This is a genomic window from Shewanella sp. HN-41 (assembly GCF_000217915.1).
Lineage (GTDB): Bacteria > Pseudomonadota > Gammaproteobacteria > Enterobacterales > Shewanellaceae > Shewanella.
In genome coordinates this window covers 22,823-41,505 of record NZ_AFOZ01000044.1, presented here as the reverse complement: position 1 = coordinate 41,505, position 18,683 = coordinate 22,823, and the positions used below count along the sequence as shown (strand labels likewise).

Below are 18,683 nucleotides of genomic sequence, written 5' to 3'. Positions count from 1 at the left end.
TTAGTTTGGTTGGGTCCCCCATTCCTGACTTAAAGGTGGTATCTCAGATGGCTAACTATTTTAACTCTCTGAATTTACGTCAACAATTAGCACAGCTTGGCCAATGTCGTTTTATGGATCGTTCTGAATTTACCGACGGCTGCAATTACATCAAAGATTGGAATATTGTTATTTTAGGTTGTGGTGCTCAAGGGCTTAACCAAGGTCTGAACATGCGTGATTCGGGTCTGAATATCGCCTACGCCCTGCGTCCTGAAGCCATTGCCCAGAAGCGTGCCTCATGGCAAAAAGCGACCGATAACGGTTTTAGAGTCGGCACCTTTGAAGAGCTGATCCCAGATGCGGATTTAGTCTTGAACTTAACACCGGATAAACAGCACTCAAACGTCGTTAATACTGTGATGCCACTGATGAAGCAAGGTTCTACCTTGTCTTACTCCCACGGCTTCAACATCGTTGAAGAGGGCATGCAAGTTCGTCCCGATATTACTGTGGTGATGGTTGCTCCTAAGTGCCCAGGTACTGAGGTTCGTGAAGAATACAAACGTGGTTTTGGCGTGCCGACCCTTATTGCGGTTCACCCAGAGAACGATCCAAAGGGTGACGGCTTAGAGATTGCTAAAGCTTACGCTAGTGCAACGGGTGGCGACAGAGCGGGTGTTCTACTGTCATCCTTTATCGCCGAAGTGAAATCGGATCTAATGGGCGAGCAGACTATCCTCTGCGGTATGTTGCAGACGGGCGCCGTCTTAGGTTACGACAAAATGGTCGCCGATGGTGTTGAGCCTGGCTATGCGGCCAAACTTATCCAGCAAGGTTGGGAAACCGTTACCGAGGCGCTTAAGCACGGTGGTATCACTAACATGATGGACCGTCTGTCTAATCCAGCCAAGATAAAAGCCTTTGAAATAGCAGAAGATTTAAAGGAAATTCTCCAACCATTATTTGAAAAGCACATGGATGACATTATCAGCGGCGAATTCTCTCGCACTATGATGCAAGACTGGGCGAACGATGATGCGAACTTACTGCGTTGGAGAGCGGAAACCGGCGAAACAGGTTTCGAAAATGCGCCCGTATCGAGCGAGCATATCGACGAACAAACCTATTTCGACAAAGGTATTTTCCTTGTCGCTATGATCAAAGCGGGTGTGGAATTGGCGTTCGACACTATGGTGTCTGCGGGTATCGTGGAAGAATCGGCCTATTACGAGTCACTGCACGAAACCCCACTTATCGCCAACACGATTGCCCGTAAGCGTTTGTACGAAATGAACGTAGTGATTTCAGACACCGCCGAATACGGTTGCTACCTGTTTAATCACGCCGCCGTACCTATGCTGCGCGACTACGTGAATGCCATGTCACCTGAGTATCTAGGTGCGGGTCTTAAGGATAGTTCCAACAGTGTAGATAACCTGAAACTCATTGCCGTCAATGACGCGATTCGCCACACAGATGTGGAATATATCGGTGCCGAGCTTCGTGGTTATATGACTGAAATGAAAAGTATTGTTTGAGTTAAATTGACCAAATAGATGCCAAGACACTAAGGATAGGTGCTTGGCATTGTTGAAAATTTTACCTGCTTCGTGGGCTGTCGAGCGGGCAACAACGACATGAGTTAGTCGGCAGTGCTGCTAACTAACGCGCGTTTGATGGGGGTTTTACCTTGTTGTTTTGCATTGTCTCGGCAGGGAAGCTGAATTTTTTTTGACAAAAGATCTTTTTTATTGTGTTTGGCTATCACTTTATGGTAAAGCTAATAGCTCGCAACGGGCAGGGCCCAGCGACATTATTATTTAAGCAATACTCATATTTAGAAAACACCGATTAGGAATTCATATTGATGTTTAACCAAGCTGCCAAGCTCATTCTCGTGATTATTACCGTCGTGATTATTAAATCACAGCGGGGGCGGCGCATGGCGAACTGATAGACCTAAAAGGTTAAAAGTTTCGAAAGAACCCCCCGCTCCGAAAGGACCGGGGGGTTCTTCGTTTCTGGGCCTAGAGTTAGGCTTTAAGTTTCGAAAGAGTAAAAAATCGAGTCGATTTTCGGCAATGTAGGATTCAGGTAGCGAGAGAAGATATGGAACCAGGGCAAATGATCAGAGGCGCAGACGCGGTAATCAAAGTGTTAGCGGCACATGGTGTTACCACAGTATTTGGTTATCCAGGCGGCGCCATCATGCCAATATATGATGCCCTCTATGGTAGCCCTGTCGAACATCTGCTCAGCCGTCACGAACAAGGCGCCGCCTTTGCCGCCGTAGGATACGCCAGAGCCAGCGGTAAAACTGGCGTGTGCTTTGCGACTTCAGGCCCTGGCGCGACTAACCTTATCACCTCGCTTGCCGATGCACTGCTTGATTCAGTGCCTATCGTGGCCATCACGGGCCAAGTCTCTACCGCCGTTATCGGCACCGACGCCTTTCAAGAAATCGACGTGCTGGGCATGTCACTGAGCTGCACTAAGCACAGTTTTATGGTGACAGACGTCAACGATCTGATCCCAACCTTGTACCAAGCCTTCGAAATTGCCGCATCCGGTCGCCCTGGCCCTGTGCTGGTCGATATCCCGAAGGATATCCAAATCGCTCACCTCGAATACCGCACACCCCTGCTGGCAGTGATGAATGAACCCCAAGCCGAGATGAGTGATATCGACGCCGCCCGTGCGCTGTTGGCTGAGGCCAAACAACCTATGCTGTATGTCGGCGGTGGTGTCGGCATGGCGGGCGCGGTCGATCAACTGCGTGAGTTTATCAAAGTGACGGGCATACCTTCGGTCGCGACCTTAAAGGGGCTTGGCAGTATCGCCCATGGCACGCCTAGTTACTTAGGCATGTTAGGCATGCATGGCGGCAAAGCGGCTAACTTAGCGGTACAGGATTGCGATTTACTGATCGTGGTTGGCGCCCGTTTCGACGACCGAGTCACCGGCCGTTTAGCGAGTTTTGCCGACAAGGCCAAAGTGATCCATCTCGATATCGACGCCGCCGAACTGGGCAAGTTACGTATGCCTGAGGTGGCGATCGCTGGTGATTTACGCCAAATCCTCCCCGCCTTAGCCATGCCGATGAACATCACGCCTTGGCTGGCCGAGGTTGAGCACTTATCCCGTAAGCATCAATGGGATTATCAACACCCCGGCAGTTTGATCTACGCCCCCGCACTGCTGCGCCGTTTAGCCAATAAATTACCCGAAGACAATGTTGTTTGTTGTGATGTGGGCCAGCACCAAATGTGGGTGGCCCAGCATATGTGGTTCCGCCGCCCTGAAGATCATCTGTCCAGCGCGGGTTTAGGCACTATGGGCTTTGGTTTGCCCGCCGCCATTGGCGCGCAAGTGGCCCGTCCCGATGCGACTGTGGTGACTGTGTCTGGCGATGGATCTTTTATGATGAATGTGCAGGAACTGACCACCATCAAACGCCGCAAGCTGCCAGTGAAGATAGTGCTTATCGACAATCAAAAGCTTGGCATGGTGAAGCAGTGGCAGCAGCTATTTTTTGAAGAACGCTACAGCGAAACGGATTTATCCGATAACCCAGATTTTGTGCAATTGGCCTCCGCCTTCGATATTCCCGGTCGGACGATTTTTTCTTCCGACGAAGTGGAAGAAGCCTTAACCGAAATGTTAGCGGCTAAGGGCCCGTATTTGTTACACGTTGCAATCGACGATGCTTTTAACGTTTGGCCACTGGTGCCCCCCGGCGCATCAAACAGCGATATGATGGACGAAATGGAGAAACAAACATGATCCACTCTCTGGAATTAACGGTTCAACAACGCCCCGAAGTGCTTGAGCGTGTCCTGCGCGTGACTCGCCACCGTGGCTTTAGGATCACCCAAATGCAGATGCGCATGAATGACGACGCTAGCCTGTCACTGGATATGGAGGTCGATAGCGAACGCGCCATCGAACTGTTAAGTAATCAGCTGAATAAACTGATTGATGTGACTCAATGTAAGGTATTGTTACCGCTGAGCTTGCAGCAAACGGCGAATGCTTAAGCATGCGCCATGTGAATTAAGAATACGATTTTCGATTTAAGATAAAGGATACAGTCAATGCCAAAGTTACGTTCAGCTACCAGTACCGAAGGCCGCAATATGGCGGGTGCCCGTGCGCTATGGCGCGCCACAGGGGTGAAAGACAATGATTTTGGTAAGCCGATTATTGCGATTGCTAACTCCTTTACTCAGTTTGTACCGGGCCATGTGCACTTAAAAGACATGGGCTCACTGGTGGCGAGCGCCATCGAAGAGGCGGGCGGTATCGCCAAGGAATTCAATACGATTGCCGTCGATGACGGTATCGCCATGGGCCACGGCGGCATGCTTTATAGCCTGCCATCGCGCGAGCTTATCGCCGACAGTGTGGAATACATGGTCAACGCCCACTGCGCCGATGCCTTAGTCTGTATCTCCAACTGCGACAAGATCACCCCCGGCATGTTGATGGCTGCGCTGCGCCTGAATATTCCCGTCGTATTTGTCTCGGGCGGGCCGATGGAAGCGGGCAAGACTAAGCTGTCGGATAAACTCATCAAGCTCGATTTAGTCGATGCTATGGTGGCGGGCGCCGACTCGAACGTGAGCGATGAAGACAGTGCCAAAATCGAGCGTAGTGCTTGCCCAACCTGCGGCTCTTGCTCGGGCATGTTTACCGCCAACTCGATGAACTGTTTGACCGAAGCCTTAGGCCTGTCACTGCCGGGTAACGGCTCTATGCTGGCAACCCATGCCGATCGCCGCGAGCTGTTTTTAGAGGCGGGTCGCCGGGTGATGGTGCTGGCAAAACGTTATTATCATCAAGATGATGAATCGGCATTGCCACGCAATATCGCAAACTTTAACGCCTTCGAAAATGCCATGACCTTAGATATCGCCATGGGCGGTTCATCTAATACCGTATTGCATTTATTGGCCGCCGCGCAGGAAGCCGATGTTGATTTTACTATGGCGGATATCGACCGTATGTCGCGCTTGGTGCCGCACCTTTGTAAGGTCGCGCCATCGACGCCTAAATACCATATGGAAGACGTGCACCGCGCTGGCGGCGTGATGGGGATTTTAGGCGAGCTCGACAGAGTCGGATTACTGCATACCGATGTGTTCCATGTGGCTGCCGATGAAGGTGGCAATTTGAAGTCTGTGTTGGCGAAATACGATGTGATGCAGACGCAAGATGAAAAAGTAAAACACTTCTTTATGGCGGGGCCTGCGGGCATTCCGACCACTAAAGCCTTTAGCCAAGATTGTCGCTGGCCGTCACTGGATAACGACAGACAAGAAGGTTGTATCCGTAGCCGTGAGTTTGCCTTCAGCCAAGAGGGCGGGCTTGCCGTATTGTCGGGTAATGTGGCCGAGAATGGCTGTATCGTTAAAACGGCGGGTGTGGATGAATCGAACCTGACCTTCGTTGGCTCGGCGCGCGTCTATGAAAGCCAAGATGACGCAGTGGCGGGCATTTTAGGCGGCGAAGTGGTGGCGGGTGATGTGGTGGTTATCCGTTACGAAGGCCCGAAAGGCGGCCCGGGTATGCAAGAAATGTTGTACCCAACCAGTTACTTAAAATCACGCGGGCTAGGTAAGGCCTGTGCGCTGATCACCGATGGTCGTTTCTCCGGTGGCACTTCAGGATTATCCATCGGTCACATCTCTCCCGAAGCTGCGGCGGGCGGCACAATCGCCTTGATTGAAAATGGTGATCGCATCGAGATTGATATCCCCAAGCGCAGTATTAAGCTGGCGTTAACTGATGCTGAACTCAATGCTCGCCGCGAGGCCATGTTAGCGCGTGGCCCAATGGCGTGGAAACCTATAGGTCGAGAGCGTTTCGTGTCACTCGCGCTTAAGGCCTACGCCATGCTTGCTACCAGTGCCGACAAGGGCGCGGTGCGCGATCGCAGTAAACTGGAGGACTAATTATGTTTACTGCATCTATGTTGCCACTCGCATCGCAAACTCAGGCGGATTTAGCCCATTTTCAGTTGGCACAAAGCTATCTGCAAAAAATCCTGTTGTCATCCGTGTATGACATAGCGAAAGTGACGCCGCTTTCAAGCATGAACAAGTTATCGGCGCGTTTAGGTTGTCAGGTATTTTTGAAGCGCGAAGATATGCAGCCAGTGCATTCCTTCAAGTTACGCGGTGCCTATAACCGTATCGCCCAACTGACGAAAGAAGAATGCCAGCGCGGTGTGGTGTGTGCTTCGGCAGGCAATCATGCTCAGGGTGTAGCCATGTCGGCGGCGAGTCGCGGTGTGGATGCGGTGATTGTGATGCCGGAGACGACGCCCGATATCAAAATCGATGCGGTGCGCCGTTTAGGTGGCAATGTGGTATTGCACGGCCAAGCTTTCGATCAAGCCAATGGTTTTGCGATGGCGATGGCCAAAGAGGAGGGCCGAGTCTATATTGCACCCTTCGACGATGAAGCCGTGATCGCGGGCCAAGGCACTATCGCCCAAGAGATGTTGCAGCAGCAGCGCGATCTCGAAGTGGTGTTTGTGCCCGTGGGCGGCGGCGGGCTAATCGCGGGTATCGCAGCCTATTACAAGGCGGTGATGCCGCAGGTGAAAATTGTCGGTGTCGAGCCAGAAGACGCGGCCTGTTTAAAGGCGGCGATGGAAGCGGGCGAGCCAGTGACGCTGGCACAAGTCGGTTTATTTGCCGATGGCGTGGCGGTGAAGCGTATCGGCACTGAGCCATTTAGAGTCGCTAAACTGTATGTGGATGAAGTGGTGACTGTGACTTCGGATGAAATCTGCGCTGCGGTGAAAGATATCTTCGAAGACACCCGTGCGATTGCCGAGCCCGCTGGGGCTTTGTCCTTAGCTGGGCTTAAAAAATATGTCAGTGCCAATGCTAGCGGCGACAGCGGTAGAGGTGAGAAAGTCGCCGCGATTTTAAGTGGTGCGAATGTGAATTTCCACAGTCTGCGTTATGTGTCGGAACGCTGCGAACTTGGCGAGCAAAAAGAAGCGGTGCTGGCGGTGAAAGTCCCTGAACGTCCGGGAAGTTTCTTAAAATTCTGTGAGTTACTCGATAAGCGGGTGATGACGGAGTTTAACTATCGTTTCAGTAGTCGCGATCTGGCCGTGGTGTTTGCTGGCATTCGCTTAAGCCGAGGCCAAGGCGAGCTGGAGCAAATCATCGCCACCTTAGAGGCCAATGGTTTTGAGGTGCAGGATTTATCCGGCGATGAAACCGCGAAATTGCATGTGCGCTATATGGTCGGCGGTCATCCACCTGAGCCCTTAGAGGAGCGTTTGTTTAGCTTCGAGTTCCCCGAACATCCAGGCGCGCTGCTGAAGTTTTTAACCACTTTGCAGAGCAAATGGAACATTAGTCTGTTCCATTATCGGAACCACGGCGCTGCCTTTGGCCGAGTGCTGGCGGGATTTGAAGTACCCGCGAGTGATGCCTTGCCGTTCCAACAGTTTTTAACTGAACTGGGTTTTGTCTATCAAGAGGAAACCCAAAGCCCTGCCTATCAGCTGTTTTTAAATGCGGGTAACGGCAACAAAGCCTTATAGCGTTAGCTGTGATGCAGCATTGCTGCTCGGCACTATGGCATCTTAGGCAAAGTTAGGCACAAGTTAGATCAAAGTTAGGCTAAAGGAGGGGCGCACATGCGCTCCTTTTTGTGGTAGTTTTGTAGACTTAATACTCTAGCCGCCGATTAATACGTCATAGTTAAGTCACTGACAATTCACCCGTGACGATTAGGACGTAAAGGCGAAAAAACAACGAGACCTCGACCTGCACGCATTAAGGAGACATGATGTTACCAGCACCGCATTTTACCGCTTTTAATCCTCCTCGCCGTATTTTGATGGGGCCGGGCCCGTCGGATGTCTATCCCGAAGTCTTAGCCGCACAGGCAAGGCCGACAGTAGGCCATCTTGATCCATTGTTTGTCGGCATGATGGATGAGCTTAAGAGCCTGATCCAATACGCTTTCCAAACTAAAAACGAAATGACCATGGCGGTATCGGCGCCGGGCAGTGCGGGTATGGAAACCTGTTTCGTTAACTTGGTCGAGCCGGGTGAGAAGGTGATTGTGTGCCGTAATGGGGTGTTTGGTGAGCGTATGCGCCAAAACGTCGAGCGCATGGGCGCCATTGCCGTGCTGGTGGATAACGAATGGGGCACACCTGTCGACCCTGCTGCGGTGGAAGCGGCGCTGAAAGCCAATCCCGATGCCAAGTTTTTAGCCTTTGTGCACGCCGAAACCTCTACTGGCGCGCTGTCCGATGCCAAAACCCTGTGCGCATTAGCCAAACAACACGGTTGCTTATCGATAGTCGATGCCGTGACTTCCCTTGGTGGTGTCGAGTTAAGGGTCGATGAATGGGGCATTGATGCTATCTATTCTGGCAGTCAAAAGTGCCTCTCCTGTGTACCGGGTTTATCGCCCGTGTCTTTCTCGCCTGCGGCAGTAGAGAAACTCAAGAATCGCAAGACCCCAGTGCAAAGTTGGTTCCTCGATCAAAGCCTAGTGATGGCCTATTGGACCAGCGCGGGCGGTAAGCGCAGTTACCATCACACTGCACCAGTGAATGCGCTGTATGCACTGCATGAGTCCCTGCGTGTCCTAGCGGCCGAAGGTTTGGAAAATGCGTGGCAACGCCATCACGAAATGCACTTAGTGCTACGTGCTGGGCTGGAAAAGTTAGGGCTTAACTTTGTGGTGGCCGAAGATTCACGTCTGCCACAGCTTAACGCAGTTTATATCCCCGCAGGTGTCGAGGATGCCGCTGTGCGCACTCGTTTGCTGAAGGATTACAACCTCGAAATCGGTGCAGGCTTAGGTGCCCTTGCGGGTAAAGCATGGCGCATAGGTCTAATGGGCTTCGGTGCCCGCCGCGAGAATGTCGCCTTATGCCTCAAGGCATTAGAAGAGGTCTTAAGCTAATATGCCAAGATTACGCCTTGTCCTTTGTGGCCTAATGATCGCTTTGCTCAGTGCCTGCTCGGTGAACAATACCAGCAATGCGTCCTGCGATTTTGTGCGCGGAACCAACAATAACCAAAGTATGCGTGAGGCGAGCGGCCAAGATACGGGCAGCGCCGATGAACGACAAAAAGATGTCGGTATCGGCTTCTTGAATGTCATCTTCGGCGGTATCAGCCGAGCACTTTCTTCCGATAAGTCATCGGATGGAAAGTGCGTGTAACGCTGTGGGTTATCTTTGAGTGTTAACAAATCCCCGCAATGCGGGGATTTTTTAATTTTGTTAATAAAGTCACTTTTGGCAGCAGGTGATATTGATTAAGCACTGTCATTCCAGTGACACGCCAACTTTGGTTTAAAAATAAGTTGTCCCTGAGGGCTCGACGGCGGTATCTGCTGTATATGGCTAGATTTATAACAAGAATAGAATGTCGCGATCACATTGATGTGAATGAGCGACCATGCCGCCAACGGTCACTTCCACGACAGTGCTTAATTCCGTTCAACCAGTGGTATGCCTGATAGTCTGTTATTTGCAATTATGCATTTCGAGAATTAACAACGGGCGGCTCGATTAACTTCTGTTATTTATGAAGGCAGCTGTATTCGCTGATATTAATTAGGCTGGAATGGATGCAGCACTTTCTAAGTAATTGATTTGTTTTTGGATTAGTCCGCAATATATCCCATTTTTGTTCAGTATGAGTGAATCATGGGAGCCTATTTGACTGATCTCCCCCTTGTCCATCACGACGATTCGTTGGGCTCGGCTAATTGTTGAGAAGCGATGGGTGATCATTATCGTTGTCCTCCCCTTCATCAGGTGCTCAAGGCCCTGCTGCACCAGATATTCATTGTGCGCGTCCAGAGCGCTGGTCGCTTCATCGAGGATCAGAATATTGGCATCCCTTAAGATAGCCCGGGCAATGGCGATCCGCTGTTTTTGCCCACCGGAAAGCTGCACCCCGCGATCGCCCAATTGGGTGTCATAACCACAGGGAAGCTTACAGATAAACTCATGGGCATTGGCGTGCTTGGCCGCTTGGATCACTTCTTCCTCCGTCGCCAGGCGATCTGAAAGTGCGTATTGAATATTTTCCAGTATGCTGCCGGAAAAGAGACTGGGCTCCTGTTCCACAATGGCAATATTCCGCCTTATGGCATGCAGGCTCAATGTGTCGGCATCTACACCATCGAACCTGAGTTTACCCGAGTCGGGTGTGTAAAAACCCAGTATCAGACTGGCAATGGTCGATTTTCCTGCACCGGATGAACCGACCAAGGCTATTTTTTCTCCCGCAGCTACGGATAAATTAAACCTTCTCAATGCCTTGTTTTCGGGGCGAGTGGGATAGGAAAATTCAACATTTTCAAAGGCTATCTCGCCCCTGAATTGGGGTAATTCCGCTTCGCTTGGCCCTTCCGGGATCTGTGGCTGAAGGGAAAGCAATTCGAAGACTCTTTCCGTTGCCCCTACGGCTTTCATCCACTCCCCCCAAAACCAACTCACCCCGGATGCCGACATTGCCACCATGGCGGCATACAGAATGAAACTGGTTAACTCTCCGATACTCAGCTGGCCTTCAAGCACCATCTGACCGCCGAACCACAGAGTAACCAACAAGGCCATGTACTGGATAAAGCTGGTGACGCCCTGAAATCCGGCGAAAATACGGGTGTTGCCTAGAGATAAATCCTGGGTTTTATCCGTTGCCGCTCGGTAGCGTCGCTTCGCCCCATTTTGCTGACCAAAGGCATGCATCAGGCGAATATTGGCAAAGCTTTCCTGGGCTATATGGTTACAGTCGGCCAGATTGTCCTGAACCAGCTTAGATCTGCTGCTCACCATTTTGCCCGCTCGACGCGCAGCCAATATGGATAAAGGCACGACCACCAACATCAATAAACTAAGTTTGGGAGAAAGCATAAGCAGCAAGACGGCACCGCCGATGCAGGTCAACAAGGAGCGCAGCGCGATCGCCAATGCCATGGTCAGGGTGTCTTTCAGCACTTCGACATCGGCAGAAAGCCTATTACTCAAGTTGCCGACATTATTGCGATCAAAAAAACCTATTCCTTGGCCAATGATGGCGCCATAGAGCTGCTGTTTGAGTCGAGTCACTATTAAGGTCCCCGCCGACTCAAAGAGGTAGTAGCGCAGTGAGGTCGCAGCTGCGTGGATCAAAAATACCAGTATCATGACCAGTCCAACCCAGGTGAGCCAGTCACTTTGCTGTGCCTTCACCGAGTTATCGATAAAGTAGGCGACTGCCTTGGGAAAACTGAGCTGGATGACCACCGTGACCAACATGACAATGAAGCCCAGCAAGAGCCGATAAATATAAGGCTTGATCAGCTGCAGCCTGAGGCGGTGCAATTTCCTGGTTTCCAGGTTCATAATGCAGGCTCCGCTTCCGATAAGATGTCATCCATCTGCGAAATAAAGCTGAGCCAGTCATCGTCACCGATAATTCCACTGGCCTGTAACACCCGGTTTTCATCCAAAAACAAATAAAACGGGGAAGCGCTGCGGGGGTTCAAACTTTTGCGTACTTCGCTGTCCATAGCCACCGCAAGGCTTAACAGGTCGGTGTCGGCCAAAAACGCTTGCAGCTTATTCGGGTGCTCAGATGCAACCAACCACATCACCAGCTCCGCACTATTCAAGGCTGCTTGTATGCGGCTAAGTTCCGCAAGCTTGCCATGGCACTCCTTACATTTGGAGGATAAGAACACCAGAACCGTCGGTTTATTTACCGAGCCTACAGGCGTCTTACCCACTAAGGTTGTACCTGAAAAATCAGGAACCGGCTCCCCAACGGGCAAGGTTAAGGGGACGGCATTGACACCTAGGACATGCATAGTCCGCATCATGTCGAACAGCCGGAAGGTGAGCACCAAGTTAATTGAAACCGCAAAGATAAGGCAAGCCAGGACCCAATGTATTAACCCTATGTCCGTCATATAAAATCCTTAGGCGTCATGGCGCAATAACGCGGCGACATCTGGCAAATGTATCGTTATCTGAGCAAGCATGAATGCACAGCCAAATAGCAGCCATTGGGAGGCAGGGACCAGAGTCAAGGCACTCGATGTAAACGTGAGCATGATGAAACAAGCCGCTATCAAGATCAAAGCGCGATAAAAGTCATACGCGTTGACATGGCGGTTTTCCCAGCCAAAACAATGACAGCTGACCAAGCGGTGCTTGATCAAAATTGACGCTATGTAGAGGGCGAAGGAGACAAATAAAAGCAGTGCAGCCTGCATGGCCAAAGCTCGCCAGGACCCATCAATGAGCAACATGGCCGCCAACATCCATTCTGTAGCCACCAGGCCAAGTGCCGAGAGCAAACGCCATTGCACAGGCACATTTAAGGTATCCGCCAGACTGTCTCTAAACCTGGCGAATGAGTTTGTCTTCCCCCAGGCGGCAAGCACAAGTACGATAAAGATAAACAAACGACAAAATTCGGCTAAATAAATCAAGACTTACCTCACTATTTTCCAGCAAGGAGAAGGCCTTTCCGGGTGGCACCAGCGCCCGCGGGTTTCATTGGCAGTGGCTATGATGGCATCACACCAACCTGCGTCCAATGACTCACATGCGCCCGGGCCCAACTTGGCGCGGATCTGTTCAGCTATTTTCCAAGCCGTCGCATCGACCAGAGGAGCCTGCTTCATCTTCAGCCCCAACTGGGCCAGTTCTTCCCGGGTAATGGCATAAGTGTGCGAGTGGTAACCGTACTGGAGCTGTTCAACTAGCTTGCTGCGTATGCCTTGTTCCTGTTCCGGCAGCTGAAATGCCAGCAACTGCTCACCTATCTGTTGCAACTCCAGCGTAGAGCGGTAAAAGGACGTCAAGGTCGTCGGGAAAATGCTGTTACACAGATGGGATGCCGACTGAGCCTTCACTTCATCGTCGTCGAGCTTAAACCAGTCCCGCATCATTTGTGAAAACAAGCGCACATCCTGAGATGACAGGCTCGACGGAACCTCCTCATGGTTTGAGGCGCCCGCCTGCAAGGCGGGATCTATCGGCGAAAAGATAGCCAAAGGCCCGGCAATAATTTCATGCCCGGACAGACACAACAAGGTTGCGGCAGATTCGCAATGATGCGGTACAATAAAGCAAAGGGTATCGCAAAATTCTCTCAATAAAAGCGCAATACGTCTGACAGCATTCACTATGCCACCGCGGCCGTAGAGCACGACATCCAGTCGCCTAACATGCCCGAGTTGCTGCAAGCTGTTATAGAGCGCCGGCAATAACTCAATATCGAGTTGACTGGCAGCGAGCACCAATACTTTGCTGTCTCGCTGACTTTCCAACCTCTTAATGTCATCCGAATTCAACATTGAGCCCCCTCTATCAAGCAATCGGCTAATGTGTTCATCATGGTCAATTCGGGCACCAGTTGCTCAACAAACCAAAACTGCCCACCTGGATTGTTTTCCAAGAAGATATATTCATCCTTCGGCGTCACTATTAAGTCCAGAGCGCCATAATTGAGGCCGTAACTTTTGACAAACTCGCGGCAACGCCGCTCAACATCCAGTGGAAGCAGGATGGCGCTGTAGGGGATCTCCACACTGAAATCTCTGAAATCTGTTTTCGTGCGCTCGTCCAGCTGTGAATCTATTTTCGCCGCAAACACCCGCTCACCTATCACAGTCACTCTCAGCTCATAGGCTTTTTCTATGTGTCCCTGAAAATGACAGGGCACATGGGCGATCGCATCCAGCTCGTCCATGTCCAGATCGCTAATCACAGTGGTCGGAATGCCATCGGACTCCCGCTCTGCTTGCGATACTTTATCTGCGGCTAAGAAGGATGACGACATCGCCTTGAACACCATGTCTCCCTCCAGCGCCTGCTTGAACGACTTGACGGCTTGCGGCGTGTTGCTGATGATCGACGGCGGGATGGCGAAGCCCAGTCTGACGGCCCTTTTCATCTGCTCCCCCTTGAAGCTTGCCCCGCGCATCGCCAAGGGGTGGCTCATCCAATAGCAGTCGAGGCCGTACAGTAAGCCAAACAGTGTGTGGTCGGTTTCTTCAATCGCGTAGGCATTTTCCTGCGGCCCCAAATCCGGACTGAGAAACGCAAATTCCCCTTTCTTACGCAGCCACACGGATCCTATATCTTCGATCGCGAGCCTGTCCCCCGTGGGCAGATGTTCAATAAAACCCTCGCACCCATCCTGGCTGATGTGTTGATGAAACTGATAATCACGTGGAAATGTATTCAGGTCGAGGCGAAAAGGCTGATGGCCTTTGGCTGTCAATATGGGAGTGAGCACCTCGACATGAAGATCATCGCTGTTACTGACGATTAAAATCCGTTTGCTATTCATAGACCACTTAAATGAGGGAGTAGAAAAATCGAAGTGTGGGAAAAAATTACCCCGGCCTGAAACCGGGGACTTTCTTACGGCTTAATTAGCAATACATGCCGGTGTCGCTGTAACGTGGAGCATGTCCATTACCCGCAGGCGCCAAAGTACATCCGGCGATTGCCACGCCGTCACGCGCTTTAAATTGCACATTCTGTTGTTGAGAAACGTGAGCCTGTTGCTTTTTTTTCAGCAAGTTTGAAAGCGAAAAGTTTTTTATTGCTGTTCATGCAGTTAATTCCTTTTAATTTTTAAGTGGCAGTAGAAAAAGAGCCGCGAGGAAAAGACCTCAGCTGAAAGGAGAGGTCTTTTCTTACTGTTTATTAGCAGTACATGCCTGTGTCGCTGAATCGGACCAATCCTCTACCTGTAGGATCTGTGCACCCAGCGATTGAAACGCCTTCACGCGCTTTAAATTGAGCATGCTTTTGTGAGGAAACATGAGTCTGTTGCTTTTTTCTCTGCCAGTTTAAAAGCGAAAAGTTTTTTATTGCTGGTCATATTGTTAATTCCTTTTGATTTTCAAAGTAAGTGTTTAAGTCAGAAGCCCCTGTCCTACAGCTACTTCACAAGTCCTTCAGTTGTTTTTATAACAATCAAGTGAATTAAAATCAACACAAAGTGTTGTTACTGTTAACGTGAGTAGCATCCTCTTTTGTAGTTGTTATGGATACTCTGGCAAAGATATGAGGGTTTCGATGGTTTGTTGTAAGCATCAGATGAATTACATCTTGGCTAAATTGACCTGCCAAGATAGACGGTGGCTGAGATCGCTGTTTGGCTAGGATAACTGCGTTAAGCCGTGCTCAATGTAATCACTGTAAATATAGCCAAAGCCTTCGGTGAGAGAACTATTGCCTTGACTCACTGGGAGTGTCAAACATGGCCTGATTTCTGTCTTATGGGTTTAATCCGAAGAGGGGATGTGGTACGAGTGTCAGCCTGAATGTGGGGCCGGAATGTTGTCAATTAAAGTCATTAATCAGTCAAAGTTGAGCCCTAAATAATGATAAAACAAGTGATTACCAATCATAAAGGATAGACCATACATATCTTTTTACTATGGAGACTGTGTTAATAACTCATCAAAAGATATACCAGTTTAGATGTTTACTTTGATCTTTACATTGTGCTTTGGGTCGTTCTATCGAGCAGGATGCACGAAAGTTAACGGGATTAAGCACTGGCGTGTAAGTGGCCGTTAGCGGCATGGCCGCTCTTTCACGTCCTGTGATCGCGGCATTCGCACTTCCGTGTGCAGCAGATGCCGCCGTCGAGTCCTCAGGGATGACGTATTTTTAAATCCAAGTTGGCGTGTTACTGGAATGATAGCGCTTAATCCCTTCTCATGTCACAGAGTCTAATGGTCATATCTTTTGACACATTCTTAGTTGAGTCATGTTGAACAATCAGGGACGAAGCCCCACGACTTTGATTTTGATTTCGAAGAACAAACGAAGTTTGTAAGCTTGGCCTCCTCTTTTGCCAGTTGACATATAATGTCACACGGCTATGATGCCAGCACCTCTGGTTATACAAACAAAGATCTTATAAATGAAAAAGTTATTTATTATGTTGGCGATGATTTTTGCGGTTAGCTTGGTTGCTAGTCCAGTCGTTGAAGCGAAAAAATTCGGCGGTAGCAAATCTATCGGCAAGAGTCAGCAAACCGCGCAGGCTCAACCTACGGCGACCAACACTGCCACCACTGCCCCTACACCTGCGGGAGCGACGGGCAAAAAAGGGATGATGGGTGGTATGTTAGGCGGATTGTTAGCGGGTGGCCTATTGGCGGCATTGTTTATGGGCGAAGGTTTTGAAAATATTCAATTTATGGATATTTTGATTATAGGTTTAGTGGCATTTGTACTGTTCAAAATTGCCCGTACTCTGATGGCCTCAAAAGCGGGGACGCAGCCAAGACCCGCTTACGCTGGGGCTGGCCAACCCAATCCGAATCTGCAGCGCCAAGCAACTGAAGCAACGGGTTTTGCCACAGGTGGCAGCAATGGTTTTGGTCAAGCGACCAGTGATGTTCCCTTCAATTTACCAGCCGGTTTTGATTTGCCTGGCTTTTTGGAAGGTGCTCGTAGCCATTACAAAACCCTGCAACTGGCGTGGAATGAAAACGACTTAAGCAAAATCCAAGAGTACGTTTCCATTGAACTATTCAATGAACTCAGCAACCAACGCCGCGAATTAGTGGGCGATCAGCACACAGAAGTCATGTTTTTAGATGCTGAACTGGTCCGCGCCACGCACAATGCTACTCTTGCGGAAGTGAGTGTTAAGTTTAGCGGCCGCTATCGCGATACCGTTGAAGGCATAGAAGAGGACATTAAGGAAGTATGGCATTTAGAGCGTAACCTAACGCAAGCCAATTCACCTTGGTTAATCGTCGGTATCCAGCAGTAATCAGCCCGTTTTAAAAGCAGCCTTAACTCCTTGAGGCTGCTCTCTTCATTCCCCTCTCTGTATCCCCTAGCTCCACAGTCAATATTTGGCTCTATTGGCAAATAACAAAGATATGCCAGCCTTCTTCGGCTTTGGCAAAAATCCCTAATATATCAGCCGTTGAAAGGTATTCGACGGGTGGCGGCAGGAGAGTGTTGGTTGAATTAACCGTTCTGGAACTCCTGCCATTTACCGCTATAGTTATGATACTCATCGGAATGGGGCACTGTATGCGCTTGAGATTATTGTTAATCAGTTTGCTGATCCTGCCGACCTATGCGGTATCGGTATCTTTAACTATTGGTAGTGCCTTAAATCGTCCTCCCTATATTCTCGAAGATACTGGATCTGGGCTCGAAATCGATATCATCAAGGCCGCATTTAGGGAAATGGGATTGCCTGTGAACTTTAAGTTCTATTCCCGTAAGCGCCAGCTTTTATACTTCAATAAAGAACGAGTCGATGCTGTAATGACCATGAGTACACTCAATGGTGTCAGAGGCTATTGGTCTGATAGTTATATTGAATACACAAATGTGGCTATCAGTTTAGCGAGTCGGCAGTTAAAGATTAACTCAATCGCGGAGTTGCAAAACTACAGCATAATCGCCTTTGAAAATGCCCATATATTGCTTGGTCCCGAGTTTGCGGCAGTGGCAGAAAAGGCCACCTACAATGAAGTGGATAATCAACTGAGCCAAAATAACATGTTGTATTTAGGGCGTGTTGATACTGTAGTGGCCGATCGTTATGTGTTCAATTATCTCAATAATTTCGTTGAGAAGAATCTAGACTCTCAGCAAGCTGTGAGCTATCACTTAGTCTTTCCTCGTACACCTTATCGAATGGTCTTTCATAACTCTGTGGCGAGGGATATTTTCAACCAAGGGCTCGCTAAAATTAAGGCCAATGGCATTTACGAGGCATTAGTGGCTCAATACTTAGGGAGTGCCTAACTCATCTTCATTCTTTGTCACCTACTTAACGGATTGTTGGAACAACGCTAAGGGGTATACGCAGTGGTTCTTATTCTTGTGCCACAGCTTGTTTTAATGGATAGATCTTACCGACCAAGAGTACGCTAGAGCCGCTGATAATGGCCGCCAAAAAGGTGGAAAAAAGCACATCCTGTGGCCAATGCATACCCAATAACATTCGACTCAATCCCATCGATATCCCCCAACCTAATAGCACTGTGGTGAATAGGGGTAACCCAGCCAACAGCAAGTAGTAGCTTGCGGTAAGCACCAGAGTCACAGCAAAAATAGTGTGTCCAGAGGGGAAGGAGTAGCCAATTTCATCTTCCCAATGCTGATGGATATGCGAGTCCAATTGCATCTGTGGGGCGGATATCTTCAATTGTTCCAATGCATTGGACATTGCCTGTGAACGAGCCTGTTTATCTAGTTGATAAAAAGTGTCGAGGGAGAAAACATCTTCCCTGGTCCTAGGCATCTGTTGCTCAGCTAAAAAAACTAGATTGGGCCTAGGTTCCTTAAAATAGGATTTAAGCGAATGATTCAGGCTCAAGCTAATGACTTGGCTGAGACTTATCGCCATAAATAAACTGATAAAAAATGTTCTGGGTAGATAGCGATAGGCAATAGCCAACACACATAAAACGGTGGCAACCCCGTAGGGTGCAGTGCCGGTGAACGTGATCCAATAGAGGGCCTTGGCTAAGGACGATTGCAGATCGATCAATGGAAATAGTTGATTCTGTGTTACTAAGAGCAGAGTAGGAATGGATGCAAGTAATAACCAAACTAGGCCTAAGCGTCTAAAAAGTAGAGTATTAAGAGTCAAAATAGGGCCTCTTCATAAAACACCACAGGCTATAACATGGGATTGGCTTTGCCAATA

General features: G+C 49.6%; 15 protein-coding genes. 9 read left to right on the top strand and 6 right to left on the bottom strand.

Features of this window, described 5'->3' with window-relative positions; genetic code table 11:
* Nucleotides 1–47 precede the first annotated feature (47 nt).
* From ilvC to SOHN41_RS17480, 7 genes are all read left to right on the top strand, one after another.
* Nucleotides 48–1,520, top strand: coding sequence for a ketol-acid reductoisomerase (gene ilvC, locus SOHN41_RS17515; protein ID WP_007651631.1), 1,473 nt, complete (start codon nt 48–50; stop codon nt 1,518–1,520).
* Between the two features lie 571 nt (nt 1,521–2,091).
* Nucleotides 2,092–3,765, top strand: a complete 1,674-nt coding sequence (gene ilvG / locus SOHN41_RS17505) for an acetolactate synthase 2 catalytic subunit (RefSeq protein WP_037459580.1) — start codon at nt 2,092–2,094, stop codon at nt 3,763–3,765.
* Entirely contained in the window at nt 3,762–4,019 is a 258-nt protein-coding gene (ilvM, locus tag SOHN41_RS17500; RefSeq protein WP_007651625.1) for an acetolactate synthase 2 small subunit, read from the top strand. The genes ilvG and ilvM overlap by 4 nt, the downstream gene beginning before the upstream one ends.
* Nucleotides 4,020–4,076: 57 nt before the next feature.
* Nucleotides 4,077–5,936: a dihydroxy-acid dehydratase gene (gene ilvD, locus SOHN41_RS17495; RefSeq protein WP_007651624.1), complete on the top strand. Its 1,860-nt coding sequence runs from the start codon at nt 4,077–4,079 to the stop codon at nt 5,934–5,936.
* Nucleotides 5,937–5,953: 17 nt separating this feature from the next.
* On the top strand, nt 5,954–7,549 hold the full coding sequence (gene ilvA / locus SOHN41_RS17490; protein WP_037459612.1) for a threonine ammonia-lyase, biosynthetic: 1,596 nt from the start codon (nt 5,954–5,956) through the stop codon (nt 7,547–7,549).
* Nucleotides 7,550–7,797: 248 nt separating this feature from the next.
* Nucleotides 7,798–8,931 carry a pyridoxal-phosphate-dependent aminotransferase family protein gene (locus SOHN41_RS17485; RefSeq protein ID WP_007651619.1) on the top strand — a complete coding sequence of 378 codons (1,134 nt, stop codon included), beginning with the start codon at nt 7,798–7,800 and terminating at the stop codon, nt 8,929–8,931.
* 1 nt (nt 8,932) lies between these two features.
* Nucleotides 8,933–9,193, top strand: coding sequence for a hypothetical protein (locus SOHN41_RS17480; RefSeq protein WP_037459579.1), 261 nt, complete (start codon nt 8,933–8,935; stop codon nt 9,191–9,193).
* Between the two features lie 396 nt (nt 9,194–9,589).
* Here the strand turns inward: SOHN41_RS17480 and SOHN41_RS17475 are convergent, their stop codons facing one another.
* From SOHN41_RS17475 to SOHN41_RS17455, 5 genes are all read right to left on the bottom strand, one after another.
* Nucleotides 9,590–11,368: an ABC transporter ATP-binding protein gene (locus SOHN41_RS17475; RefSeq protein WP_037459577.1), complete on the bottom strand. Its 1,779-nt coding sequence runs from the start codon at nt 11,366–11,368 to the stop codon at nt 9,590–9,592.
* Nucleotides 11,365–11,832: a peroxiredoxin family protein gene (locus SOHN41_RS17470; RefSeq protein WP_007651613.1), complete on the bottom strand. Its 468-nt coding sequence runs from the start codon at nt 11,830–11,832 to the stop codon at nt 11,365–11,367. The genes SOHN41_RS17475 and SOHN41_RS17470 overlap by 4 nt, the downstream gene beginning before the upstream one ends.
* A gap of 111 nt (nt 11,833–11,943) precedes the next feature.
* Nucleotides 11,944–12,459 carry a MauE/DoxX family redox-associated membrane protein gene (locus SOHN41_RS17465; protein WP_007651612.1) on the bottom strand — a complete coding sequence of 172 codons (516 nt, stop codon included), beginning with the start codon at nt 12,457–12,459 and terminating at the stop codon, nt 11,944–11,946.
* Between the two features lie 3 nt (nt 12,460–12,462).
* Nucleotides 12,463–13,329 carry an SDH family Clp fold serine proteinase gene (locus tag SOHN41_RS17460; RefSeq protein WP_037459573.1) on the bottom strand — a complete coding sequence of 289 codons (867 nt, stop codon included), beginning with the start codon at nt 13,327–13,329 and terminating at the stop codon, nt 12,463–12,465.
* The gene (locus SOHN41_RS17455) at nt 13,323–14,327 is read right to left on the bottom strand and encodes an MvdC/MvdD family ATP grasp protein (protein ID WP_007651610.1); all 1,005 of its coding nucleotides are present in this window, start codon (nt 14,325–14,327) and stop codon (nt 13,323–13,325) included. The genes SOHN41_RS17460 and SOHN41_RS17455 overlap by 7 nt, the downstream gene beginning before the upstream one ends.
* A gap of 1,593 nt (nt 14,328–15,920) precedes the next feature.
* Between SOHN41_RS17455 and SOHN41_RS17450 the strand changes: the two genes are divergently transcribed.
* Nucleotides 15,921–16,781: a Tim44 domain-containing protein gene (locus SOHN41_RS17450; protein ID WP_007651604.1), complete on the top strand. Its 861-nt coding sequence runs from the start codon at nt 15,921–15,923 to the stop codon at nt 16,779–16,781.
* 269 nt (nt 16,782–17,050) lie between these two features.
* Nucleotides 17,051–17,776 (top strand): substrate-binding periplasmic protein, encoded by a 726-nt coding sequence (locus SOHN41_RS17445; protein WP_007651603.1) that lies wholly within the window; start codon nt 17,051–17,053, stop codon nt 17,774–17,776.
* Nucleotides 17,777–17,846: 70 nt separating this feature from the next.
* On the opposite strand, the gene SOHN41_RS17440 is transcribed toward SOHN41_RS17445, so the two are convergent.
* Nucleotides 17,847–18,626 carry a phosphatase PAP2 family protein gene (locus tag SOHN41_RS17440; RefSeq protein WP_007651601.1) on the bottom strand — a complete coding sequence of 260 codons (780 nt, stop codon included), beginning with the start codon at nt 18,624–18,626 and terminating at the stop codon, nt 17,847–17,849.
* Between the last annotated feature and the right edge of the window lie 57 nt (nt 18,627–18,683).